We start from the raw sequence: 24768 nt of genomic DNA, 5'->3' as shown, positions 1-24768 counted from the left end.
GACGCAATTGGAACGGAATGATGTTGCGCGTCGCCGGGACGCGTGCAAAGATCGCCTACTGATGTGCCAATAGCATCAACTGAGATGTCAATACGCACGTCTGGTGTGACGGCAAAGCCGCACGACCGCCCCGCGAGGGCGGGCCATGGGGAACGGACACGGATTGGAAGGAACAAACCAATGCGACTGAACAGGCTTATGATCGCCGCCCTGCTTGCGGCTTCATCCCTCACCGTGCCGGCGGGTGTCGCCAGCGCGAAAGACATGATCGTAATCGACTTCGTCGGCGAGCCGAACTCGCTCGACCCGCACGTGCAGTGGAATCCCGACAGCTTCAACGTCTACCGGAACATCTTCGACAACCTGCTGACCCGCGACGATGCCGGCGAGATCGCGCCGCAGATCGCGACCGAGTGGAACTACCTCTCGGACACCGAGATCGAGTTCAAGATCCGCGACGACGTCACCTTCCATGACGGAGAGAAGCTGACGGCGGAAGATGTCGTCTTCTCCGTCAAGCGCATCACCGATCCGGAGTTCGCGAGCCCGCAGCTCGGCCAGTTCAACTCGATCACCGACGCGGTGGCCAAAGACGACACCACCGTGGTGCTGACCACCGACGGCGCGTATCCGGTGCTTTTCGCGCAGCTCACCAAGCTGTCCATCGTGCCGCAGCACGCGGTCGAGGCGGTTTCCAAGGACGAGTTCAACGCCAGTCCCGTCGGCTCAGGGCCCTACAGGTTCGAGAGCTGGAACCGCGGGGTCGAGGTCATTCTGGCGCGCAACGACGACTATTGGGGCGAAAAGGGCGCGTTTCCGAAGGCATCCTTCCGCGCCGTTCCGGATGCCGCCACGCGCGTCGCCAACCTCCAGTCCGGCACCAGCGACATCGTCACCAACATCGACAGCGACCTTGCCGCTCAGGTCGAGGCCAGCGGCACTGGCAAGGTTCTGTCCGCCCGCACCGAGCGCGTCGCCTACTTCGCGATGAACGTGCAGAAGGCGCCACTCGATAATGAGCAGGTGCGTCTTGCCATCGCCCATGCGCTGGACAAGGAAGGCATCGTCGAAGGCATTCTCGGCGGCTTCGAGGCTCCCGTCTCGCAGCTCGTCTCGCCGGCCGCCTTCGGCTATGTCGAGGGCATCGAGGCCCCCGGCTACGACCCGGAGAAGGCGAAGGAGATCATCGCGGAGCTCGGCGAGACCGCGACCGCACCGTTCTCGATCCTCACCGCGCCCGTCTACGACCAGCGCGTGGTGCAGGCGATCCAGCAGATGCTGGCCGATGTCGGCTTCAACGTCGAGATCGAGATGACGGATATGGGCAACTGGATGCAGCGCATGCAGTCCGGCCCCGAAAGCATCCCGCAGACCTCGTTCAGCCGGTGGAGCTGCGGCTGCCAGGATGCCGACGGCATCATGTATCCGATCCTGCATTCGTCCAGCGGCTGGGCCAATGTGACCGACGAAGAACTAGACGGCGCACTCGATGCGGCGCGCGCGACGATCGACACCGACGAGCGTCTCGATCTCTACAAGAAGGTGAGCGAGATCGTCGCCTCGAAGAACTACGTGATCCCGCTCTACCAGGCCTCGGTCATCTACGGCGCGGCCGACGGTATCGAGTTCACCCCGCTGGCCAACGAGAACATCTTCCTCAACCGCATCAGCTGGTCGGGCGAGTAAGCGCATAGACACCATGTCGGGGGCCGGACGCTTGCGCGCCCGGTCACCTCTTTTCATGCCGTCTTTCTTGCGGCCTTCAATGCATCGGGGGAGCAGACCGTGACCACCATTCTCGAAAACGCCAATATCGTGGATGTCGAGACCGGCTCCATCTCAGCCGACCGCCATCTCGTCCTTGAACACGGGCTGATCCACGATATTGCCGAAAGCCCGGTCACCGGCATGGCCGACGCGCGGCGCATCGACGTGGCCGGCGGCTTCGTCATTCCCGGCCTCATCGACTGCCACGTTCACGCGACCGCCTATACCGCCAATCTGGGCGAGCTGCCGAAGCAGTCGCCGATCTATGTCGCGGCCCGCGCGGCGGTGCTTCTCAAGGCCATGCTACAGCGCGGCTTCACGACCGTGCGCGATGTCGGCGGGGCCGATTTCGGTCTTGCTCGCGCGGTGGAAGAAGGACTGTTTGCCGGCCCGCGCGTGCTTTACGGCGGCAAGGCCCTGTCGCCCACCGGCGGGCACGGCGACCATCGCGGCATGGGCACCGACAATGAGGACAGCGCCTATTCGCTCGTCAGCCTTGGCCGCCGCTGCGACGGCGTGGACGCCGTTCGGCTGGCTGCGCGCGACGAAATCCGGCGCGGTGCGCACCACATCAAGATCATGGCCAATGGCGGCATTTCATCGCCCACCGACCGCATCACGTCGGACCAGTTCTCCGAAGCCGAAATCGCCGCAATCGTGGACGAGGCCGAGATGGCCAATCTCTACGTCGTCTCTCACACCTACACCGCGCGTTCCGTCGCGCGCGCCGTGCGCAACGGTGTCCGCTCCATCGAGCACGGCAATCTGCTGGACGACGAAACGGCGAGGCTGATGAAGGAGCGCGGCGCCTATCTCACGCCGACGCTGTCGGTGCTTCGAGCAATTGCCGATGTCGGCGCGCAGAGCGGCTTTCCGACAGACCGCATCCAGAAGGTCAACGCCGTGCTCGATTCAGGTATACGCGCCGTGGAGCTTGCGCAGCGCACCGGCATTCCAATGGCCTACGGCACGGATCTGGTCGGCCCGATGCAGGATCGTCAGCTCGACGAGTTTCGCCTGCGCTCAGACGTGGTCTCGCCGCTCGACATGCTGCGTTCCGCCACCTCGGTCGCCGCCGAGCTCGTCCGGCTGGAAAGCGAGATCGGGCATGTCAGGGCGGGTTACCGCGCAGACCTCAACGTCCTCGACGCCAACCCGCTCGACGCCGGCGTGCTGGTCGATTTCGCGCGGCATCACCGGCACGTCATCAAGGGCGGGGCAGTGGTTGGGTAGGTTGACTGGTGCTTCCTTCGAGGTTCATCCCCTGCGCAACGCAACCGCGCACTCCTCGTCTACCTGACGGTCCCATTCCGCCTTGTCGAGTTGAGCCAGAGGCAGGATGCGCGTCGCGCGCTTCGTGAAGGGAAAGCGGAGCGCGTCCGTCGATGCCCAGCCACCGGAATCGACCACGAACACGCCGTTCTCGGCCAGCGGTGTGAAGGCTGAGCGGAAATGGTTGCTCGACTTCACATGGATGATCGCCTTGTCTTCCAGCACGATGCCCTGGCTGCGAAAGGCCTGCGTGTCGTAGGCCTGGATGCGTTCGGTGACGATGGCGATGTGGCCGTGATCGCCGACACGCACGACAGCGCCCAACCCGCCTTCGAGCAACTCGCCATGCAGGTTCGGCCCCTCGTTGCGGTACTCGACGATGCCGACACGCTCGACGGTGACGTCCGGCGCGAAGGGCTTGCCGTTCTTCAGCATGCCCATCGGCACGATGCCGCGATTGCCGACGCCTATCGCCTGCGCGGTTTTCACCGCCTCGCCATCGACCATGAAGCCTGCGGCGAACGGCAAATCCTGCGCCGAGAGTGAAGCGAAGATGTCGGCCACGTTGGCGACACCGCCCGAGCCCGGATTGTCGCCGGCATCGCCCACCACCACCCTGCCCCTGGCTGCGCTTGCGAATATCTCCGCTGCCGCTTCCTCGAAGGACGGCGCGCGGGTCAGCATCGCCTCGCGCCGCTCCCAGGCAGCGTCGGCCATATCGCGATAGGCCCGCACCATGGCCGCGTCGTCCGTACCGGTCACGAGGACCGAGCTGCCGACCTCCTCGGAATCGACATAGGGAAAGCCACCCATGACGACCACATCCGCCAGCCCCGCCCGCTGCTCGATCTCGTTCGACAGGGCGACCAGTTCCGAGAACGGCGCGGTATCGCTGGTCTGCGCGCTCATCGGTGCGGCCATCGGCAGCCGGAAGCGGCGCGTCTTCCAAGGTTCGCGCGCCAGCGTCAGCTCGATCAGCTTCCTGCCGCGGGCATGGGTGTCGGCGTGCGGGTAGAGCTTGCCGCCGATCACGACATCCACCACGAACGGCAGCTCGGGTTCGACATTGGCATGAAAATCGAGCGGCACGGCGATGGGCACCTTCGGACCGACGACGGCACGCACCTTCCTTGCCAGATCGGTCTCCGGCGTGGCCACGCCCTCCACCACCAGCGCGCCGTGCAACAGCAGCGCGACGATATCGACCGGCCCGGCCGCCGCTATCTCCTCCAGCGAACCGACGATCTCGCGCACCAGCCGGTGATAGCTTTCGCCGTCCAGCGTGCCGCCGGGCAGGCAGCCTGTGCAGACGCCATAGGCGATCTCGTAACCGGCTTCGTCCAGTGCTTCCGTCACGCCGCCCAGCCAGTTGCTGGTCGAGCCGAACTCGCGCCGCACATCCTCACCGCGAAAATACTGCGCCGAGAGGAAGCCGTCGTAATTCGCCTTCGACGGGGTGAAGGCGTTGGCTTCGTGGAAAAGCTGGATGACTGCGGCGCGCGGCATGGTGATCTCGCTATGTCTGCTCGGGTCAGATTTCCCGTCCGTCCTGCCAGCGCAACCAGGGCAGGATCATGCGGGCGGTGCGGCTGACGAAGGGGTGGAAGGGCACGGGTTTCAGCGGCGTGGGGCGCAGGGCGAGCTTTTCGTCCGGCACGTCGCAGACGGCATCGGCCAGCACCTGCGCCATGGCGCATGCCAGCGCCAGCCCGCGCCCGTTGCAGCCGATCCACGTTGCAAGCCCGTCGGGCGTCCGATGCAGATGCGGCACGCGGTCAACTGTCATCGCGATGCGCCCGCCCCAGAAATGCTCCATCGGCAGCTCGCCCAGTTCCGGCCGGATCAGCCCCAGCTTTCGGCTGATGAGGCGCGGCAGGCGCGTCGGGGCTGCAAGCTGGATCGCCATGGCACTGCCCGAAACGATCCGGCCGTCGCGGTCCTTGCGCAAATAGCGCAGATCCTGCCTGGTGTCGGAGAACGCCTCGTCCCCCGGCAGCACCCAGTGCGCCAGTGCGCCCAGCGGTGCGGTCGCCGCCTGATAGGAGGTGACCGGCACGATGGTGCGGCGCAGGCCCGGCCACAGATCGCCCGTATGGGCTGCCGTCGTCAGCGCCACACGCGAGGCACGCACGGCGCCTGCGGGCGTGGTCACGCGCCAACGGTCGCCTTGACGGGTCAGCGACAGCGCGGGCGTCCGCTCGTGGATGACGACGCCTTCGCCGGCTGCGGCGCGGGCAAGCCCAACGGTGAAGGCAAAGGGGTTGATGTGGCCGCCGCCGCCATGCTCCCAGCCGCCGAAATAGCTGTCGCTGCCGATGCGAGCCGCCATCTCGGCGCGGTCCAGCGCCCTTGTCGGCGCGCCCATCGCGGCCCATTGCGCGGCCATCGCCGCGGCCCGCTTCGCGCGGCCGGGAGAATGCGCCGGCTGGAGCCAGCCGTTGCGACGCGCATCGCAATCGATGCCGTAGGTCTCGGCCAGGCCGAAGAGGCGGTCGGCCGAGCCCGCCAGAAGCTGGAGGAATGGCTCGCCCAGCGCCTTGCGGATCGCGTCGGGACCGTGGCGCGTCAGCGCGGCTATCACTTGCCCATTGGCCCGGCCGGACGCGCCCGCGCCCACGGTTGCGGCCTCCAGCAGCAGCACCGACCGGCCGCGCTTGCGCAGTTCCAGCGCGGTGGTCAGCCCCGAAATGCCGCCGCCCACCACCAACACATCGCAGTCCGCATCGCCCGAAAGTGCGGGCGCGGAGAAGGTCTCGCGGGAGAGCGAACGCCATAGCGGCGAAGGCTTGTCGGTCGGCCAGTCGGTCATTTGCCCGGCCTCGTCTCGATGGCAATGCCGGTCGCAGCAAGGATCGCATCGCGGCGTTCCGCGGAAACGGGCTCGGCCGTCCCGATCACGATGGCGGCTTGCGGCGTATCGGCCATCGGCAAGCCATCGGTCGAGACAGCGAGCGGGGAAAGGGCCTCAACGCCCGGCGCGGAGGCCGACAGGATACGCGTCGCACCGTTGGCATGGCGCATCGCATCCAGCGTCCACAGGAGCGCGGGGGTGTGGTGCTGGCAGTAGAGGCATTGCAGGCCGGGGGTCATTTCGCGCGGCAGGCGGATCACGGAGAAGCGCAGTTCGCCCTCCGGAACCGCGCGGGAGAAATGCCTCACCTCACCCGCAATGCCTTGCAATTCAAGGGCTTTTTCCGTCGCGGCGATGTCGTCGCTGGCGAGCGCGATGCCCTTGAGGCCATGGCCTTGCGCCAGCAGCGCGCGCCAGCCCTCGTTGGCCGGCGTACCGGCCACTATCCCCATCAGTTCGATATAGGCACCGTCCAGCAAGATGCAGGAATTGGCTGTTCCCATCGCGTCGCTGTGACGCGAAATCGGGGTCGCGGTGAAGTCCGCATCGACAAATGAGGTTACCGCTCGAGAAAGGTCGTTCACAACGCAAACGAGATGATCGACGGGAAGCCGCAATTTCATGACGGATTTGGCCTCGAAGCCTCGCGGGGCAAGGATTTGAAGCGCCCCAAGACCTGCGAGAGCCTATGATCCGGAGTTACTCGTTTCAGGTAACCTCGGATGGCCCGATTTCGCATCTATCCTCGCCTCGTTTATGCATAGCTATTTTAGCGCTAAAATAGCCGCGCTATAGTAAGTGTCAATCCGATTGCCGGCACGACATTGCAGCACTGGGTCGGGGCCGTTAGGTAGAAAACCATGCTTGCAGGTTGGCGCGGGAAAGAACAATGAAGCCGTCGAGGGGGCAAGGCACCGCGACGATGCAGGACGTGGCCGACGCGGCCAACGTTTCCGCCATGACGGTTTCCAACGCGTTCCGCCATCCGCACCGGGTGCAGGAGGCCACGCGGCTGAAGGTGCTGGAGGCGGCGTTCGAGCTGGGCTACGTGCCCAACCTCGCGGCCGGTAACCTGGCGGCGGGCAAGAGCCGGGTCATCGGCGCGGCCGTGCCGTCGGTACGCAATTCCAGCTTCTACAAATACGTCACCGGCCTCCAGGAAGGCTGCGAGGCCCACGGCCACAAACTGATCGTGATGCTGGCCGACACGATGCGCCAGGAACGCGAGGCGGTGGAAACATTCATCGGACTGCGCGCGGCAGGGATCGTGCTGATCGGCAACGACCACGACCCGGCGACGGTGGACCTGCTCGGCAAGTCGAGCATCCCGCTGGTCGAGAGCTGGCTGCTCGGCGAACCGCTCGACATGGCGATCGGCTACCACATCGACGAGGCGGTACGCGCCGCGTGCCGGCACCACGTCGCGGCCGGCCGAAGGCGGATCGCGCTGGTGGGCAACGACCGGCCGGGCACCCGCCGCTTCCGGGAACGGCCGCCGGTGTTCCGCGACGAGATGCGCAGGGCAGGCCTGCCGGACAACCTGATCGTCGACGTGGACGAGCCGCACGGCTTTTCCAGCGGGCCGCAGGCGCTGGATGCGCTGCTGGCGCTCGACGGCGAAATCGATGCGGTGATCTGCCCGACGGACGTGGTGGCAGCCAGCATGGTGTTCGAATGCGCCCGGCGCGGTATCGACGTGCCGGGGCGGATCGCGATCATCGGCTGGGGCGACTACGAGATCGCATCGACCATCAGCCCGTCGCTGACGACGGTGAAGCCGCACCCATGGGAGATGGGACACGGCGCGATCGCGATGCTGATGGAGAACGGGTCGGCCGGGCACTCCCAGCGGACTGTCGATACCGGCTTCGAGCTCATCGTGCGAGAGAGCGGCTGAAACTTAGCCGGCAACGAACCGGTCGAAAGTGTCGAGGTCGCCCACCTGCCCGCCCTTGAGCAGAAGCAGCGCGCCGTCGAGCGGGCTTGCCTCGCGATGGCCGCGGCAGATGGCGACGCCCGCGCCGGCGCGCGCTACGAAGGAGAGGCTGCGAAAGCCGAGCCGCGCGACTACCGCGCCGGACGTGTCGCCGCCGGCGACGGCCACGGCCGCGACGGGCGTGCGGGCGAGGATGGACGCCGTCAAGTTGGCAAGCGCATCGGAAAGCGCGGTCGAGGTCAGGCGATAGTCGCGGGCCGGATCGAGGTGGACCAGCACATTGCGGCCGGAGGCAAGCAGGTCGCCACAACGCTTTGCAGTCCGCGCAGCCCCGGCGGCGAAATCCTCGACCGTAAGAGGCACACATTCGTAGAGCGTTGCGGCCGCGACCTGCGCGGCGGTGGCCGACGAGCGGCTGCCGGCCACGGCGAGACGCGGGCCGGGCGTGCGGGACATCTTGCCGGCCGGGCGATTCCCGGCCGGGGGGCGCAGCGTCTCGGCAACGCTGCTGGCGCCGACGAGCATGACCGGCGCAGACTCTTGCGGCAAGGCGCGCAGGGCGGTGGCGATCTGCTCGATGTCCGATTGATCGACGGCATCGACAAGAGTGCGTCCGGGCTGGTTCAGCATCGCGGCGAGCCCTTGCGCGTCCGATTGCAATTGTGCCCGGTTGAAGAGCCCGATGTCGGCGAGGCCCTGCCGGCCAAGGTGGATGCGCAGGTCCGCCTCGTCCATCGGGGTGACCGGGTGCCGGCTCATGATCGGGTGCCGGTCGATCCGATGCACCGCGCCATCGGGCGCACGCGCCAGCAGCATGCCGAAGACGCAGTAGCGGCCAAGGCTCGGCTGCCCGCCGACGATGAGCGTGTGAGCGGGCGAAAGCGCGGCTTCGAGCTGCAGCACGGCCGCGCCGATGCTGCCGACATGCGGCGCGGAATCGAAGGTGGAGCAAATCTTGTAGTGCACGAAGCGCGGCGACAGCGCCTTCACCGCCGGCATGAGGCCGGCAAGCCGCGACGTAATCTCTTCGGGCGGGCGGGAGCGCAGGTCGGTGGCGATACCGATGGCGTCCAGCCCCGCCGCCTCTTGCGGCTGCGGCGCATCGAGGAACAGGCGCACTGTCGCACCCCTTTCGGCCAAAGTCGCGAGCGTGTCGGAGGCCCCGGTGAAATCGTCGCCGATGAAGACGATGCCGGCCATGTCAGCGGCCGAAGAAGCCGAGCGCAGCCGCCAGCTCCGGCCTTGTCGCGGCCGCGGCCTCAAGCGCCTCGCCGGCGGCGACCGCCTCCCACGCCTGACGCAGACTGGCGACGCCGGCTGCCGGGCCCTGCGGATGGGCAAGGATGCCGCCCCCGGCCATGAACATGAAATCGCTGGAGCCTGCCGCCCTGGCCGTCACCGGCAGCGTGCCGGCCCATTGGCCGGACGAGAAGGCGGGCATGACGGCATCGGCCGCATCGGGAGCCGCATCGACGGCGAGCGGCTCGAGGCAGCGCCGCGCCGCGGCCTCCACCTCGTCGGCATGGTCGGAGAACTTCCCCCCGATGCCGTGGACATGCATGTGGTCTACCCCCGCCAGCCGGTAGAGCGCCTGGTAGGCGTCGAAGCCGATGCCGAGCAGCGGATGGCGGGCGAACGCGCCGAACCCGTTGCGGTGGCCGTGGATGGCGAGCGGCGTGGCCCGGCGAAGCGACTGCATGGCCGAAAGGCCGCACCAATTGAGGCTTGCCATGACGCAGGAGCCGCCCTCGCGCTCGACCAGCGCGGCGTGACGGCGCATCGCATCCGTCTCGTCGGTGATGTTGAAGGCCACCATGACGTTGCGGCCGGTGCGCTCCCGATAGGCCCTGACGCGCGCCATGACCGCCGGTACGCGCTCGGCCAGCGGCGCGTGGTCCGGGTCGGCGCAAATCTCGTCGTCCTTGATGAAGTCGACGCCCGCCTCGCACAGCAGCCCGACGAGATCGGCAATCTCATGGGCGCGCATGCCGACATTGGGCTTGATGATGGTGCCGAAGAGCGGGCGGCCGTGTGCGCCGACACTTTCGCGGGTGCCGGCGACACCGACGACGGGCTTCTCGAAACGGTCCCGAAACGACTGAGGGAGCGCGACGTCGCGCAGCCGCAACCCGGTGACCTCGCCGAGATCGTAGAGGTTGCCTGCAACCGTTGCCGCGAGCGTCGGCAGGTTCGCGCCGATATTGGCGACCGGAAAGGCGATGCGAACCCTGGCACGCCTCCATGGACCGGACGCGCCCTTGCGCTCGAGCCATGCGCTGGAAAGGGCGGGAGCAGGCGCGCTTTCGAGTTCGACCACCTCCAGCACGTCGGCGGCTGCGCGGGCGCGCAGTTCGTCGGTCTCGCCCGCCACGCGAAGGAAGGTTCCGCTCGACTGCTCGCCCGCCATGATGCCGGCGACCTTTTCGGGGTCGAGCGGCGTCTCGATCAGATAGCTCGCCTCGATCGTGCCAGGACGCATCGAGCCCGCCTCAGATGGCCGAGAGGTCGGGGAACGGACGCACCGGATCGCTGCCGTCCCAGCCTTCCGATGCGGCGCGGATCATGTCGAACATGCGGCCCTTCGGACCCATCACCTCGGAAAGCTCGATGACGGTGCCGGGATGCGCCTCGCGGTCGAAATAGACGAAGCGGCCGTTCTCGCCCACCTTGCCGCTCATCTTCTGCCGGTAGCCCTGAGCCTCCATGCTGGCGAGGTCGCGGTCGTAATCCTGCGTCCAATAGGCGACGTGCTGAAGCCCGCGATGGCCGGCGAGGCGGAAGTCGCGATACATCGACGGCACGTCGTTGCGGCACTGGATGAGCTCGACCTGGATGAAGCCGCTATTGGCGAGCGCAACCGAATTGTGCGGCTCGTAGGGGTTGCCCTCGTAGCGGTAGTCCTCGATCGGCACTCGCGGATTGTAGAACCACGGGCCGACGCCCATCACCTCGTGCCAATGCGCCATCGCCGCCTCGATGTCGTCGACGACATAGCCGAGCTGACGGATTGCGCCAAGAAACCTGCTCATGGGGTGTTCCTACTGAAAGATGATGCGGGGCAGCCATGTCGAGATGGCGGGCACGAGCGTGACCACGAGCAGCGACACAAGCAGCGGGATGAGAAAGGGCAGCACGCCCCTGATGACCATGTGGACGGGCATCTTGCCGACGATGGAGACCATGTAGAGGCTCATGCCCACCGGCGGCGTCAGCAGGCCGATCATGAGATTGAGCACGAAGACGATGCCCAGCTGGAGCGGATCGACGCCGGCGGCATGGAGCGCCGGCGCGACGATGGGCGCGATGATGAGGATGGCGGCGATCGATTCCAGGAACATGCCGACGACGAGCAGCAGCAGGTTGACCAGAAGCAGCAGCACGATCGGATTGTCCGACAGGCCGAGCAGGAATGCGCCGGCGCGCGCGGGCACCTGATCGAGCGTCAGAACCCAGGCGAACACGGCGGCGGTGGCGACGATGAACAGGATGCTGGCCGTCGCCTCGACCGTGTCGCGCAGGCCGACCCAGACCGCACGCACGGTGAGCGACCGGTAGACGAAGGCGCCGATGAGCAGCGCATAGGCGACGGTGACGCCTGCCACCTCGGTGGGGCCGAAATAGCCGCTAAGCAGCCCGCCGATAAGGATGACCGGAGCAAGCAGTGCGGGAAACGAGATCGCCGTCTTTTCGGCCACGGCGCGCAGGCTGGGTTTCACCGTGTCGCGCGGCAGCTTGAAGATGCGCGCCATGACGGCAACCTGGAGCATCAGCGCGGCGGTGATGACGAAGGCGGGGATGATGCCGGCGACGAGCAACTGCACGGTCGAGACGTTGGTGACGCTGGCATAGATGACGATGGGGATCGACGGCGGGAAGATCGGCCCGATGGTGGCGGCGGCCACCGTGATGCCTGCCGCGAACTTCTTGGTGTAGCCCTGCTTCTCCATTTCGTCGATCTGGAGCTTGCCCAGAGCGCCGATATCGGCGAGCGCGGCACCCGAGACGCCCGAGAATATGAGGCTGACGAGGATGGACACCTGCGCGAACGCGCCGCGGATGCGGCCGACCAGCAGGCGCACCAGATCAAAGATGTGCTGGGTGACGCCGATCGAGCCGAGCAGGCTTGCAGCCAGGATGAACAGCGGCACGGCCAGCAGCGGCGTCGAATCGAGCGCGTTGACGGCGCGCTGCGCGAGCACGTGGACGGGCAGGTCGTAGACGATGATTGCGACGGCAGACGACAGGCCGAGCGCGACGGCTATGGGAGCGCCGACGACGAGGGCGACGGCGAAGACAGCCAGCAGAAGGACACTCATGACGGCTTTTCCTCACGGCCGGCGGGTGCGTTGCGCATGAGGCCTGCGAGACGCGCGACGGTGACCAGCGCCAGCAGACCGAAGGCGATGGCGGCCGGCGCGTAGAGCACCCAGTTGGGAATGCCCAGCGTGGGCGTGGCGAACTTCCACGCCCGCTCGAGAAAGGCGTAGAGCGCCCAGACCATGATGCAGGCGAAGGAAAGGACCATCAGCTCGCCGACGATCGCGAAGGCGCGCCGCCCGGCGGGAGGCAGCATCATCGGCACCATGTCGACGGCGACGTGCTGGCCCCGCAAGGCCAGCACCGGGATGCAGAGGAAGACCAGCGAAACGCCGCAGAAGCGCGCCAGCTCGTCAGCCCAGGGCGTGCCGGTCGCAAACACGTTGCGGCCGACGATCTGGACGATGATGAGCACGCTCATCAAGGCGAGCAGCAGGACCGCCACGTTGCGGCACAGCGTGGCGACGGCCGCAAGCGGGCGCCCGGCGGGGATGTCGGCGGCTGGAGCGGTCATGTCCTGCATCTCATGCGGTGATCAGGCGGCGGCGATCAGGCGATGGCCCGGATCTTCTCGTAGAGATCGCCGTACTTCTCGCCAAAGCGCTGATCGACCAGCGTCGACACGGACGCGCGGAAGGCCTCGATGTCGAGCCCGTCCTCGGGGCCGATCACGGTCATGCCCATCTCGCGCAGCTCGGCGGTTTCCTTTTCCTCGTTCTCCTCGATCGCCTTCGTCGCACGCTCGCGGATTTCGAGGGAGGCTGCCTCGACCGCCTGCTTCTGCGCGTCGCTGAGGCCCTGCCAAACGTCCTCGTTCATCACGACGACCTCGGCGTTGGACATGTGGCCCGTGAGCATGAGGTGCGACTGGACCTCGTAGAGCTTGACGTTGAGGATGACGTTGACCGGGTTCTCCTGACCCGCCACGACGCCAGTGGCGAGCGCGGTGGGCACCTCCGACCAGTCGACCGGCACGGGTGCAGCGCCCATGCCCTCGATGGCGGTCTGGTAGATGGGGAACGGCACGGAGCGGATCTTCTCGCCCGCAAGGTCGGCCGGCTTGTAGACCGCCTTGTTGGCGGTGAGATTGCGGCGGCCGAAATAGTGGGCGTAGATGACGCGCACGTTGGCGGCCTCGATCAGGCCCTGGTTCAGCTCCTGCATGACCGGCGAGTTGATGTCCATCACCTTCATGAGGTGGTCGATGTCGCGGTAGAGATAGGGCGTGTCGAGCGCGCCGAAGGGCTCGTAGAGCGAGCCGATGCCGCCGGCCGTGTTGTGCGAAAACGCGATGGTGCCGAGCGAGACGGCCTCGGCCAGCTCCTGAAGCTTGCCCAGCTGCGAGGACGGAAACACCTGAACGGCGATGTCGCCGCCGGAGTGCCTGCCGAGCGCCTCGGCGAACCAGTCGGCCTGCGCGCCCGCCACGCTGGACGGCTCGTTGTTGTGGCCGTAGCGCAGGTTGAGCGACTGGGCCGAGGCCCAGCGCGGCGTCATCGCCAGCGCGCCGGCACCAAGCCCCAGAGCCAGCGCCCCGCGCCGGGTGAACGAATTGAACTGTCCTGCCATGCCTACCTCCCTTGATGTGTTTCGAGGGCTCGTGGCGACGACACCACACCCTCTTGCTCCTCTTGACAGAAGGCTAGGAAGCATGATGCTTCACGTCAAACATTCATTATTGAGGTTTTTTGACGTGTCATCAGAAACCGGCATCATCCCCTCTATGTCCGATGTGGCGGCCACGGCCGGGGTGTCGCTGGCGACGGTCGACCGCGTGCTGAACCGGCGCAAGGGGGTGAAGCCGCGCACCGTCGAGCGCGTGCTGAAGGCCGCCGTCGCGCTCGGCTACATGGAGGCCGAGGAGCGCGAGCGCCTGTCGGGGCCGCGGCCGCCCAACGTCGCCTTCCTGCTGCCGAAGGGCGGCAACCCCTATCTGCGCCTGCTCGGCGACAAGGTGCGCGCGATCGCCGAGACGAGCCTGCGCGACGACGTGCCGGTGCGCTGCTTCTTCATCGAGAGCTTCGACGCCGGCGCGCTGGCGACGGCACTTCGCCATCACGCCCGGTGGGCCGACGGCATCGCCTTCATGGCGGTGGACCACCCGCTGGTGCGCGAGGCGGCGGAGGAAGTGGCCGACGGCGGCACGCGGCTGATCACCATCGTATCCGACCTGCCGCATCCGGGCCGCGAAGCCTATATCGGGCTCGACAACCAGGCGGCGGGCCGGACCGCCGCGCTGCTGCTAGGCCGCTTCTGCAGGGTGCGCGAAGGCAGTGTCGCGCTTGTGGCGGGCAGCCGCAACTACCGCGCCCATGCCGAGCGCGAGATGGGCTTCCTCAGCCTCATCGAGGAGGCGCATCCGGGCCTGCGCGTCGTGGGCATGCGCGAGGGGCACGACGACCGCAACGAAAACTACCGCCACACGCTTTCCCTGCTCGAGCAGAACCCCGACCTCGTCGGCATCTACAATGTCGGCGGCGCGTCGGACGGCATCGGCCGCGCGTTGCGCGAACAGGGCAAGGGCGGCGATGTCGTCTTCATCGGCCACGGGCTGACGGGCGACACCAGACGCCTGCTGATCGAAGGCACGATGGACGTGGTGATCAATTCGGACCCGGACCAGACCATCGCGCAGACGCTGGCGCGATTCTCGCGGCCGCCGGACGCGCCGTCGAACGGCGATGCCCAGCGCCCGCTGGCGATGGAGGTGATCTTCCGCGAGAACATCCCGCCGCAACTCAAGGGGTAGCGGCGGGAGGGAGCGACTGCGCCCTAGACCATGATGCCGAAAAGCGGGAACTAGTTTTCGGACGACATCATGGTCCAACTTGTTGATTTAGCCGCATGTATGCGACGCCGGGTGTTTCCACCCGCCTGCAACGTGCTCTAGCGCCCGACCGCGTAGGCCTGCATCAGGCGCGGGGTCGCTGCGGCGCGAAGAATGCCGTCCTCGTCGCGGGCGGCCGCCACCATGCGGCCGATAGACCATTCAGGCGTCACGTCGAGGCGGTGGCCGCGCGCTTTCAGTTCCTCGATCGTTTCGGACCCGAAAGTCTCCTCGATGGCGAGGTTTCCGGGTTTGCGGTCGCGCGGATAGAACGAGTTGGGGAAGTGCGCGGTATGCGACATCGGCATGTCGATGGCTTCCTGCAGGTTGAGCCCGTGATGGACGTGCCGCAGGAAGAACTGAAGCTGCCACTGCTCCTGCTGGTCGCCGCCGGGCGTGCCGAAGACCATGTAGGGGCGGCCGTCCTTTTCGGCGAGGCTGGGCGTGAGCGTGGTGCGTGGCCGCTTGCCCGGCGCGAGGCTGGCGGGCAGTCCCTCCTCCAGCCAGAACATCTGCGCCCGCGTGTTGAGCATGAAGCCGAGCTCGGGAATATAGGGCGAGGATTGCAGCCAGCCGCCTGAAGGCATGGCGGCGACCATGTTGCCGTCCTTGTCGATGGCGTCGATATGGACGGTATCGCCGCGCCGCACGGAGCGCATGTCGGCCATGGTGGGCTCGGCGGAAGCCGCGTCGGGATTGGCGACGCGCGACAGGCGCTCGAGAGCGGCATCCATGCGCGCGATCTGGTCCTCATAGCCGGCGATGCGGCCGGGCCGCAGCTCGAGCGAGGCCTGCCTTTCGATCAGCCTGCGCCGTTCGTCGTTGTAGGCGTCCGACAGCAGCGTCTCGACCGGCACGTCGATGAAGTTCGGGTCGCTGTAGTAATATTCGCGGTCTGCGAAGGCGAGCTTCATCGCTTCGGTGAGCGTGTGGACGAAATCCGGCCCCCGCGTGTCCATCGCGCCGATGTCGAAGCCCTTGAGCAGCGCCAGCGTCTGAAGGAAGACCGGCCCCTGCCCCCACGCGCCGATCTTGTTGAGGCGATAGCCGTGATAGTCGTAGGTCAGCGGCTCCTCGTAAGTGGCTTGCCAGCCGGCCATGTCGTCGGCGGTGATGACGCCGCGATGGCGCTTGCCGCTTTCGTCCATGACCTCGTTTTCATTGACGAAACGCTCGATCGTTTCGGCAACGAAACCACGGTAGAAGGCATCGCGTGCCCGGTCGACCTGCTTTTCGCGGCTGCCGCCGCCGGCCTGCGATTCGGCGACGATGCGCTTCCACGTGTTGGCCAGCGCCTCGTTGCGGAACAGCTTCTTCGCCTCGGGCAGGCTGCCGCCGGGGGTGAAGAAGGCGGCCGAGGTGGGCCATTCGCGGGCGAAGAAATCCTTCAGCCCGGCGATGGTGTTGGCGACGCGCGGCAGCATCGGGTGCCCGTTCTCGGCATAGTGGATCGCAGGCGCCATCACCTCGGCCAGCGGCAGCGAGCCATGGTCGCGCAGAAGCTGCATCCATGCGTCGAACGCGCCGGGGATGACGGTCGCCAGCAGGCCGTTGCCGGGGATGAGCGTCAGGCCTTCAGACTTGTAGTGCTCCATCGTCGCGCCTGCCGGCGTGGTGCCCTGCCCGCACAGCACCTGCGTCCTGCCCGTCCTGGCGGAGTGGAACACGATCGGAACTTCGCCGCCCGGCCCGACCAGATGGGGCTCGACCACCTGCAGCACGAAGCCGGCCGCGACGGCCGCGTCGAAGGCGTTGCCGCCGCGTTCCAGCATCGCCATGCCGGACTGCGAGGCGAGCCAGTGGGTTGTCGTGACGACGCCGAACGTGCCGAGGATCTCGGGCCTTGTGGTGAACATGGATGGTCTGCTCCGTGGTGTGGTCAATGATCGCGAGGGTCGAGCGCGTCGCGCAGGCCGTCGCCGAGGAGGTTGAAGCCGAGCACGACCATAAAGATCGCGCCGCCGGGGAAGATCGACATCCAGGGGGCCTGGGTCATGAAGTTCTTGGCCGTGTTGAGCATCGAGCCCCATGAGGGGTTGGGCGGCTGCTGGCCGAGGCCGAGGAAGGAAAGGCTGGCCTCCGCGATGATGGCGGTGGCGATGGTGATGGTCGCCTGCACGACGATGGGCGGCAGCACGTTGGGGAAGATGTAGCGGGTGATGATGAGCACGTTGGGCAGGCCGATGGCGCGCGCACCTTCGACATAATCCTCCGTCTTGACCGCCAGCGTCTGGCCGCGCGTGAGGCGGATGAAGATCGGCGTGGCCGACAGGCCGATGGCTATCATCGCGTTGGTGAGGCTGGGCCCGAGGAAGGCGGCGAGCGCGATGGCGAGGATGAGGAAGGGGATCGCCAGCAGCGCCTCGGTCACGCGGGAGACGGAGGCGTCGACCCAGCCTCCGTAGAAACCTGCCAGCAGCCCGAAGGGAACGCCGACGGCGACCGCGATGGCGACCGAGACCACACCCGCCATGAGCGAGGCGCGCGCGCCGTAGAGCATGCGGGTGTAGATGTCGCGGCCCAGCTCGTCGGTGCCCAGCCAGAAATCGGCCGAGGGCGGCTTGCGGATCGAGGTGAAGGATGTCGCGAACGGATCGTAGCTGGTGAGCACCGGCGCCAGCAGAGCCATCAGCACGAAGACGCTGACGAGCACGCCGCCGAACACGGCGCTGCGGTTGGCGAGGAACTTGGTCGCCGCGCGTCCGAGCCTGCGGCGCGGCGCGATGGCTTCTGCCTGAACGCTCATTGGGGATGCCTCAGGCGGGGGTTGATGAGGATGTAGAGCACGTCGGCGACAAGGTTCATGAAGATGAAGCCGACCGCCGTGCACAGCACCACGCCCTGCACCACCGCATAGTCGCGGGTGAACACGGCATCGACGATGAGCTTGCCGAAGCCGGGAATGGTGAACACCTGCTCGGTGAGCACCGCGCCGGCCAGCAACTCGCCGAAGAGAAGCGTGGACAGGGTGACGATGGGCATCAGCGCGTTGCGCAGCGCGTGCTTGAGGATCACGGTCTTGGGCAGGAGGCCCTTGGCGCGCGCGGTGCGGATATAGTCGGACGTGAGCACGCCCAGCATGGCCGAGCGCGTATGGCGCATCAGATAGGCCGCCAGCGCGGTGGCCAGCACGAAGGACGGCATCAGCATGGTGCGCAGCGACTGGATGGGGTTTTCCGTCAGCGGCACGTAGCCCGAGGCCGGCAGCAGCCGCCACTGCACCGACACGACCATGATGAGAATGATGCCGAGCCAGAAATTGGGGATCGACATGCCCGACAGCGCGACCGCATTGGCGGCGTAGTCGGTGGTGGTTCCCTTGCGCACCGCCGAGATGATGCCCGCAGGGATGCCGATCAGCATCGCCATGATGATCGCCATGACGGCAAGCTGGAGCGTGACCGGCAGCTTCTGGGCGATGAGCGTGGAGACGGGAACGCCGGTGCGCAGCGAGTTGCCGAAATCGCCTGTCAGCACGTTTCCGAGCCAGGCGAGGTATTGCATGTGGAAGGGGTCGTCGAGCCTGTATTTTTCGCGCAGATAGGCCAGCACCTGCGGATCGCGCTCCTCGCCCGCAAGCGTCAGCAGCGGATCGCCCGGCAGGATCTTCTGCAAACCGAACACGATCAGCGTCACGAGCACCAGCGTCGGTATCGCGACGAGCACGCGCCTGGCAATGATCTTCAACATGAGGCTTCGACCACGCGATGGGATGGCGGCGGCGGGCGATGGCCCGCCGCCGGGTTATGACTAGTCGGCGAGGCTGACGCCCTTGAGGCGCAGCATGCCATCGGGATAGGCCTCGAAGCCCTCGACGTTCGAGGACAGAACGAACGGCCAGGGCTGGTGGTAGACATAGATGATCGGCAGCTCGTCCATCAGGATCGCCTGCGCCTGCTCGTAGAGCGGAATGCGGGCCTGCGTGTCGGGCGTCTGGCGCGCTTCGTTGAGCAGGCGATCGACCTCCTCGTTGCAGTAGTTCGAATCGTTGAGGGTGCCTTCGCAGGTGACGAAGCCGTGGAGATTGCCATCGGGATCGACGCGGCCGGACCAGCCGATCTGCGCCGCCTGATAGTTGCCGGCCTGCATCTCCTGCTGCATGGCGGCGAACTCGGTCGGCTGGAGGCTGATGTCGAAGCCGGCTTCGGACGCCATGGCCTGGATCAGCTCGTTGATGGCCGACGCCGTCGTGTTGTTGCCGAAGGCAAGCTCGAAGGAGACGCGCTCGTGGCCCGCCTCCGCCAGCAGCGCCTTCGCGGCCTCCACGTCGCGGGCCACGAGCGGAAACTTCTCGCTGTTGTAGGGGCTCGCAGGCGGGAAGGGCTGCTGTGCCGGCTCGAACAGGCCGTTGCCGACGACTTCGTTGATGATGTCGCGGCCGATGGCGAGCTGAAGCGCCTGCCTGACCCGCTTGTCGGTGCCGAGCGGGTTGTCGCCCTTGCCCTCGCCGCTGGTGTTGATGGTGATGCCCTGATAGCCGAGACCGGCGACGGTGACGAACTGCAGGGCAGCGTCGTCGCGCACGGTGGCGGCGTCGGACGGGTTCAGCCTCTCCAGCATGTCGAGATCGCCGGCGCGCAGATTGGCGAGTCGCACGGTGGAATCGGGGATCGGCTGGAAGACGAGGCGGTCGAAATGATAGTCGTCGGCTTCCGGATGATCGGCGAACTTCTCGAGGATGATGCGGTCGTTCTGCACGCGGCTGACGAATTTGTACGGGCCAGAGCAGACGGGGTTGGTGCCGACATCGGTCTCGAAGCTGGCCGGTGAAAGCAGCATGCCGGCGCGGTCCGAAAGCTGCGCCAGCAGGGTCGCGTCGGGCTGGGCCAGCGTGAGGACGACGGTGGTGTCGTCGGTCGCCTCGACGCCCGTCACCGAGGCAAGCTCGCTCTTGCGAAGGCTGTCCGGCAGGGTACGGGCACGCTCCAGATTGGCGGCGACGGCTGCGGCGTCCAGCTTCTCGCCGTCATGGAACACCATGTCGTCGCGGATGGTGAAGGTGAGCTGGGTGTTGTCGTCGTTCCAGCTCCAGTCGGTGGCGACGCGGGGCACGAACTCCAGCGCCGCATCGACGTCGATCAGCTTGTCGCAGAGCGAGGTGTAGACGAGGCGGCCGACGAAGGTGCGCGATTTGTGCGGGTCCAGCACGTCGGGGTCTTCCTGAAGGCCGATGCGGAAATCCTGGGCCGATGCGCCCACGGTGGCGAGGAGGGTCGTCGCCAGCAGCGATGAAAGAAGCAGTCTCATGGTTTTATTCCCCTGTTTTCAGCTTTGTTGTCGTTGAGGCGGGGGCCGGCCGGAGCCGGCTCCCGGGGACCGTCCAGCCGGTCATTCGCCCACGGTGACGCCGGCAAGCCGGATCATGCCGTCGGGATAGGCGGTGAAGCCCTCGATGGCGGCCTGATGCACGAAGGGCCAGGGCAGGTAGAACAGATAGAGGATCGGCATCTCGTCGCGCAGGATGGCCTGCGCCTCGTCGTAGAGCGCCTTGCGCTGGGCTTCGTCGTTGATGGTGCGCGCCTCGTTGAGCAGCCGGTCGACCTCCTCGTTGCAGTATTTTGCGTCGTTGAGGCTGCCTTCGCAGGTGACGTACTGGTGGATGTTGCCGTCGGGATCGACGCGGCCCGACCAGCCGGACTGGCCGACCTCGAAATCGCCGGCTTTGAGCGCGGACTGGAGGGCCGCGAACTCGGTCGGACGAAGCGTGATGTCGAAGCCGGCTTCGGCGCCCATGGCCTGCACCAGTTCGAAGACCTGCTGCATGATGGTGTTGTTGCCGAAGGTCAGCTCGAAGGCGACGCGCTCGTGGCCGGCCTCTGCCAGCAGGGCCCTGGCCTTCTCGACATCGCGGCCCTCGGCGCCAATCTCGGGATTGTAGGCGAAGCTTGCCGGCGGGAAGGCCTGATAGGCAGGCTCGTAGGTGCCGGCGCCGACCACTTCGTTGAGCACGTTGCGATCGATGGCCAGATCGAGCGCCTGACGCACCCGCTTGTCGGTGCCGAGCGGGTTGTTCGCGCGGTCGCCATTGGCCATGTTGACCTCGATCGCCTGGAAGCCGAGGCCGGTGACGGAGGCGAGCGTGATGCTGTCGTCGCCCGCCACCGTTTCAAGATCGGACGGCGCGACGCGCTCGATGATATCGACATCGCCGGAGCGCAGATTGGCGAGGCGCACCGTCGCATCCGGGATCGGCACGAAGGTCACCTTGTCGAAGGCGTAGGCGTCGGCGTTCCAGTGCCCGGCGAACTTCTCCAGCACGATGCGGTCGTTCTGGATGCGCTCGACGAACTTGTAGGGGCCGGAGCAGACCGGGTTCTGGCCGGGATCGGCATCGAAGGAGGCGGGCGACATCAGCATGCCGGCGCGGTCGGTGAGCTGCGAAAGCAGGCCGGCATCGGGCTGAGACAGCGTGATCTCCAGCGTCTGCGCATCGATGACGGCGATGTCGGAGATCGAGGCGACCTCGCTGCGGCGCAGGCTTTCCTCGTCGGTGCGGGCGCGGTCGAGATTGGCCTTCACCGCCTCGGCGTCGATCGGCGCGCCGTCGTGGAAGGTCGCGCCCTCGCGCAGCGACATGGTCAGGACGGTGTTGTCGTCGTTCCACGACCATTCGGTCGCGATCTGCGGCTGGATGGCGAGGTTGGCGTCGATGTCGACCAGCTTGTCGCAGAGCGAAGTGAAGACGATGCGGCCGACGAAGGTGCGGGCGCGGTGCGGGTCGAGCACGTCGGGATCGTCCTGCAGCGCGATCCTGAGGTCGGCTGCCGAGGCGGCGCTGGCCATCAGCATCGCCCCCAGCGTCAATGTCATCAATCTTTTCATGTGTGTGGCTCCTTAAAGAATTTTGCCGGCTTGCGAACTGTCCGCTTCGCGCCGCGCCTGTGCCGCGCGGTAGACCTCGAGACGGCGGTCGAGCGCGCCGTCGGTCCGCGCCCGCTGCGTGGTCGCCGTCTCCATCTGCGCGATCTCGCGCCAGAAGTGGCAGGCGACGCCGCGCCCCCCGCCGGCATCCTCCAGCACGGGACGGATTTCCTGGCAGAGCTGGCGCGCATGGGGGCAGCGCGTGTGGAAGCGGCAGCCGGGCGGAAGGTCGGTGGGGCTAGGGACATCGCCCTGCAAGAGCTTAGGCGCGGCGCGGTCCTTCGGGTCGGGCCGCGGAATGGCGCCGAGAAGCGCCTGCGTATAGGGATGCAGCGGCTGCTCGTAGAGCGGATCGACCGGCGAAAGCTCGACGATCTCGCCCAGATACATGACGGCCACGCGGTCGCTCATGTGGCGGATGACGGCAAGGTCGTGCGCGACGATGACGAGGGTGAGGCCGAAGCGGTCCTTGAGGTCTTCGAGCAGGTTGATGACCTGCGCCTGGATGGACACGTCGAGCGCGGAGACCGGCTCGTCGCCGATGATAAGCTTCGGCTCGCCCGCCAGCGCGCGTGCGATGCCGATGCGCTGGCGCTGGCCGCCTGAAAACTCATGCGGGTAGCGGTCGGCATATTCGGCCCGCAGCCCGACGATGCCGAGCAGCTCGGTGACGCGCGCCTGCACCGCCTTGCCGCGGGCCAGCCCGTGAAGGCGGATGGGCTCGGCGATGATGTCGCCCACCGTCATGCGCGGGTTGAGCGAGGCGAAGGGATCCTGGAAGATGATCTGGAGATCGCGGCGCAGCCGCCGCATCTCGCGCTGCGACAGCGCGGTGATCGACTGGCCCTCGTAGAGCACCTCGCCCTCGCTCGCTTCGATGAGCCGCAGCAGAAGACGGCCGAGCGTCGATTTCCCGCAGCCCGATTCGCCGACGATCGCAAAGGTTTCGCCACGGGCGATCCTGAGCGAAACGTCGTTGACGGCGTGAACGGTGGGCGAGGAATCGAAGATACCGCGACGGCCGCCGAACCGCTTGACCAGACCGCGGGCCTCGAGGATGGGCTGTTCAGCCGGCGAACTCATTGTGTCGCCCCCATCGTCTGCTCGATCGGCGCGTACCAGCATGCAGCCTTGTGACCCGCGCCGAAAGAAACCGTGGGCGGCACCTGCTCGTGACAGCGCGTGTCGGCAAAGGGGCAGCGCGGCGCGAAGCGGCAACCCTTCGGCATCAGTTGGAGCGGCGGCACCGCGCCCTTGATGGTCGCCAGCCTGCCCTGCCTGCGCTCGAGCGAGGGCACCGAGCCGAAAAGGCCGATCGTGTAGGGGTGCTGCGGGTCGGCGAAGATCGCCTCAACCGGGCCGCTCTCCACGATGCGGCCGGCATACATGACCGCCACATCGTCGGCGACCTCGGCCACGACGCCCAGATCGTGGGTGATGAGGATCATCGCCGTGCCGGTCTCCTGCTGGATGCGGCGGACCAGAGCCAGGATCTGCGCCTGGATCGTCACGTCGAGCGCCGTCGTCGGCTCGTCGGCGATGAGAAGCTTCGGCCGGTTGGCCAGCGCCATCGCGATCATGACGCGCTGGCGCATGCCGCCGGAAAGCTGGTGCGGGTAGGCGTCGAGCCGCTTGGCGGCGGCCGGGATGCGCACCCATTCGAGCATCTTCAGCGCCTCGGCCCGCGCCTGCGCCTTCGACAGCTTGCGGTGGCGGATGATGCCTTCCGCAATCTGGTGGCCGATGGTGAAGGCCGGATTGAGCGAGGTCATCGGCTCCTGAAAGATCATCGCCATCTCGTTTCCGCGCAGATCGGCGCGCGCGCGCTCGGACATGGCGAACAGGTCGCTGCCCTCGAACCGCGCCGTGCCGGAGACGATGCGCGCCGGCGGCGAGGGCAGAAGCCCCATCAGGGCCAGCGACGTGACGCTCTTGCCGCAGCCCGATTCGCCCACGATGCAGAGCGTGCGGCCCGGCGCGACCGAGAACGACACGTCTTCCACCAGATTGGTCTGCGCTTTGGCGTCGAAGGTGAGCGAGAAGCCCTCGACCGACAGGACCGGCGCTGCCGCTGCCGGCGAAGCGGCTGTGGAAACGCCGGATGCGGCCTGCGGTGCGCTCATGCGGTGGTCCTCATGTCATCGTGGCCCATGGCGCTCTCGTCGGGATATTCGTCGCCGCCCATGATCGCGGACTGCAGGTTGGCGTTGATGGCGTTGAGGTGGCGGCGCATGGCGCGCTCGGCCCCCGGCGCGTCGCGATCGGCAATCGCCTCGACGATCGCCTCGTGCTCGCGGAACGAATCGTCGCGGCTGGCATCGCTGCGCGCACGCGCCCGCAGGCTGCGCCAGCCCGGCTCCTGCCGGATGGTCTGCACCACGTCGAACAGCGACAGCAGCAGGCCGTTGCCCGCGCATTCGGCGATGCGGCGGTGGAAGGCGCTGTCCCACAGCTCCCAGCCGTCATTGTCGAGCGCCGTCGAGGTCTTCTGCGAGAGGCGGCGCAGGGCGTCTATATCGTCGGAAGAGCAACGCAGCGCCGCCATGCGGGCCAGCGCCGGCTCGATCTGCAACCGGGCCTCCATGACCTCGAGCGGGTTGGTGCGTTCGGCGAGGTTGCCGGCCAGCAGCGGCTGAAGCGCGGGACGACGCCCGATAAAGGTTCCCTTGCCCTGCTGCCGCCAGACCGCGCCTTCGGCCTCCAGAACCTCCATCGCCCGGCGAACCGCGCGCCGGCCGAGACCCATGGAAATCGCCAGCTCGCGCTCGGGAGGCAGCCGCCATTCCGCATCGTCGCGATGCTCGCGCACGAGCTGGCGCAGATTCTCCAGCGCTATGGAGGAATTCAACGTCGCCCGTTCCGGCTGCAAATGCCGCGCTCCCTCGGGTGGAACCATTTGATTGATTGGTTCCCCAATTCATTCAGGCGATGGGCGTC

21 protein-coding genes are annotated in these 24768 nt (G+C 67.0%); 4 read left to right on the top strand and 17 right to left on the bottom strand.

The genetic code is table 11. The annotated features are described in order from the left end of the window. Positions 1 to 180: 180 nt before the first annotated feature. The gene (locus tag FY036_RS15010) at positions 181 to 1686 is read left to right on the top strand and encodes an ABC transporter substrate-binding protein (protein WP_148915545.1); all 1506 of its coding nucleotides are present in this window, start codon (positions 181 to 183) and stop codon (positions 1684 to 1686) included. A 99-nt stretch (positions 1687 to 1785) separates the two neighbouring features. Continuing rightward, a complete protein-coding gene (locus FY036_RS15005; protein WP_148915544.1) occupies positions 1786 to 3000 on the top strand; it encodes a metal-dependent hydrolase family protein in 1215 nt (404 codons plus the stop codon). Positions 3001 to 3024: 24 nt separating this feature from the next. Here the strand turns inward: FY036_RS15005 and FY036_RS15000 are convergent, their stop codons facing one another. From FY036_RS15000 to FY036_RS14990, 3 genes are read right to left on the bottom strand one after another with little or no spacing between them, the layout of a single operon-like run. Beyond that, positions 3025 to 4545: a M81 family metallopeptidase gene (locus tag FY036_RS15000; protein ID WP_148915543.1), complete on the bottom strand. Its 1521-nt coding sequence runs from the start codon at positions 4543 to 4545 to the stop codon at positions 3025 to 3027. Positions 4546 to 4570: 25 nt separating this feature from the next. Further along, the gene (locus FY036_RS14995) at positions 4571 to 5848 is read right to left on the bottom strand and encodes an NAD(P)/FAD-dependent oxidoreductase (protein ID WP_148915542.1); all 1278 of its coding nucleotides are present in this window, start codon (positions 5846 to 5848) and stop codon (positions 4571 to 4573) included. After that, positions 5845 to 6513 carry a VOC family protein gene (locus FY036_RS14990; RefSeq protein ID WP_148915541.1) on the bottom strand — a complete coding sequence of 223 codons (669 nt, stop codon included), beginning with the start codon at positions 6511 to 6513 and terminating at the stop codon, positions 5845 to 5847. Before FY036_RS14990 ends, FY036_RS14995 begins: the two co-directional genes overlap by 4 nt. Before the next feature lie 266 nt (positions 6514 to 6779). Here FY036_RS14990 and FY036_RS14985 point away from each other — a divergent pair, with 266 nt between their 5' ends. After that, positions 6780 to 7787 (top strand): LacI family DNA-binding transcriptional regulator, encoded by a 1008-nt coding sequence (locus tag FY036_RS14985; protein ID WP_235897682.1) that lies wholly within the window; start codon positions 6780 to 6782, stop codon positions 7785 to 7787. A gap of 3 nt (positions 7788 to 7790) precedes the next feature. Here the strand turns inward: FY036_RS14985 and FY036_RS14980 are convergent, their stop codons facing one another. The 6 genes from FY036_RS14980 to FY036_RS14955 are packed head-to-tail and all read right to left on the bottom strand — an operon-like array spanning position 7791 to position 13712. Next, positions 7791 to 9026: a four-carbon acid sugar kinase family protein gene (locus tag FY036_RS14980; RefSeq protein WP_148915540.1), complete on the bottom strand. Its 1236-nt coding sequence runs from the start codon at positions 9024 to 9026 to the stop codon at positions 7791 to 7793. 1 nt (position 9027) lies between these two features. Further along, complete coding sequence (locus FY036_RS14975) at positions 9028 to 10305, bottom strand: RuBisCO large subunit C-terminal-like domain-containing protein (protein ID WP_148915539.1); 1278 nt, start codon at positions 10303 to 10305, stop codon at positions 9028 to 9030. Between the two features lie 10 nt (positions 10306 to 10315). Then, positions 10316 to 10855: a VOC family protein gene (locus FY036_RS14970; protein ID WP_148915538.1), complete on the bottom strand. Its 540-nt coding sequence runs from the start codon at positions 10853 to 10855 to the stop codon at positions 10316 to 10318. Positions 10856 to 10864: 9 nt separating this feature from the next. Then, positions 10865 to 12142, bottom strand: coding sequence for a TRAP transporter large permease (locus FY036_RS14965; RefSeq protein ID WP_148915537.1), 1278 nt, complete (start codon positions 12140 to 12142; stop codon positions 10865 to 10867). After that, positions 12139 to 12657 (bottom strand): TRAP transporter small permease, encoded by a 519-nt coding sequence (locus FY036_RS14960; protein ID WP_148915536.1) that lies wholly within the window; start codon positions 12655 to 12657, stop codon positions 12139 to 12141. The genes FY036_RS14965 and FY036_RS14960 overlap by 4 nt, the downstream gene beginning before the upstream one ends. Before the next feature lie 35 nt (positions 12658 to 12692). Continuing rightward, positions 12693 to 13712: a TRAP transporter substrate-binding protein gene (locus FY036_RS14955; protein WP_201744772.1), complete on the bottom strand. Its 1020-nt coding sequence runs from the start codon at positions 13710 to 13712 to the stop codon at positions 12693 to 12695. A gap of 124 nt (positions 13713 to 13836) precedes the next feature. Between FY036_RS14955 and FY036_RS14950 the strand changes: the two genes are divergently transcribed. Next, the gene (locus FY036_RS14950) at positions 13837 to 14892 is read left to right on the top strand and encodes a LacI family DNA-binding transcriptional regulator (RefSeq protein WP_235897681.1); all 1056 of its coding nucleotides are present in this window, start codon (positions 13837 to 13839) and stop codon (positions 14890 to 14892) included. 137 nt (positions 14893 to 15029) lie between these two features. On the opposite strand, the gene FY036_RS14945 is transcribed toward FY036_RS14950, so the two are convergent. The 8 genes from FY036_RS14945 to FY036_RS14910 all read right to left on the bottom strand — a co-directional run bounded on the left by FY036_RS14945 (position 15030) and on the right by FY036_RS14910 (position 24679). Further along, positions 15030 to 16826, bottom strand: a complete 1797-nt coding sequence (locus FY036_RS14945) for a gamma-glutamyltransferase family protein (RefSeq protein WP_148915535.1) — start codon at positions 16824 to 16826, stop codon at positions 15030 to 15032. Positions 16827 to 16849: 23 nt separating this feature from the next. Next, entirely contained in the window at positions 16850 to 17716 is an 867-nt protein-coding gene (locus tag FY036_RS14940; protein WP_148915534.1) for an ABC transporter permease, read from the bottom strand. Further along, positions 17713 to 18660: an ABC transporter permease gene (locus FY036_RS14935; protein ID WP_148915533.1), complete on the bottom strand. Its 948-nt coding sequence runs from the start codon at positions 18658 to 18660 to the stop codon at positions 17713 to 17715. The genes FY036_RS14940 and FY036_RS14935 overlap by 4 nt, the downstream gene beginning before the upstream one ends. Before the next feature lie 60 nt (positions 18661 to 18720). Continuing rightward, on the bottom strand, positions 18721 to 20217 hold the full coding sequence (locus FY036_RS14930) for an ABC transporter substrate-binding protein (RefSeq protein WP_148915532.1): 1497 nt from the start codon (positions 20215 to 20217) through the stop codon (positions 18721 to 18723). An 81-nt stretch (positions 20218 to 20298) separates the two neighbouring features. Continuing rightward, a complete protein-coding gene (locus FY036_RS14925) occupies positions 20299 to 21792 on the bottom strand; it encodes an ABC transporter substrate-binding protein (RefSeq protein ID WP_148915531.1) in 1494 nt (497 codons plus the stop codon). Positions 21793 to 21804: 12 nt separating this feature from the next. Further along, on the bottom strand, positions 21805 to 22914 hold the full coding sequence (locus tag FY036_RS14920; protein ID WP_148915530.1) for an ABC transporter ATP-binding protein: 1110 nt from the start codon (positions 22912 to 22914) through the stop codon (positions 21805 to 21807). Beyond that, on the bottom strand, positions 22911 to 23954 hold the full coding sequence (locus FY036_RS14915; RefSeq protein WP_148915529.1) for an ABC transporter ATP-binding protein: 1044 nt from the start codon (positions 23952 to 23954) through the stop codon (positions 22911 to 22913). The genes FY036_RS14920 and FY036_RS14915 overlap by 4 nt, the downstream gene beginning before the upstream one ends. Then, positions 23951 to 24679, bottom strand: a complete 729-nt coding sequence (locus tag FY036_RS14910; RefSeq protein ID WP_201744771.1) for a FadR/GntR family transcriptional regulator — start codon at positions 24677 to 24679, stop codon at positions 23951 to 23953. Before FY036_RS14910 ends, FY036_RS14915 begins: the two co-directional genes overlap by 4 nt. Between the last annotated feature and the right edge of the window lie 89 nt (positions 24680 to 24768).

The sequence above is a fragment of the Neoaquamicrobium microcysteis genome, from assembly GCF_008180155.1.
GTDB classification, from domain to species: Bacteria; Pseudomonadota; Alphaproteobacteria; order Rhizobiales; family Rhizobiaceae; genus Aerobium; species Aerobium microcysteis.
The sequence above is the reverse complement of the archived record's forward strand: the minus strand, read 5'-3'. Positions and strand labels throughout refer to the sequence as shown.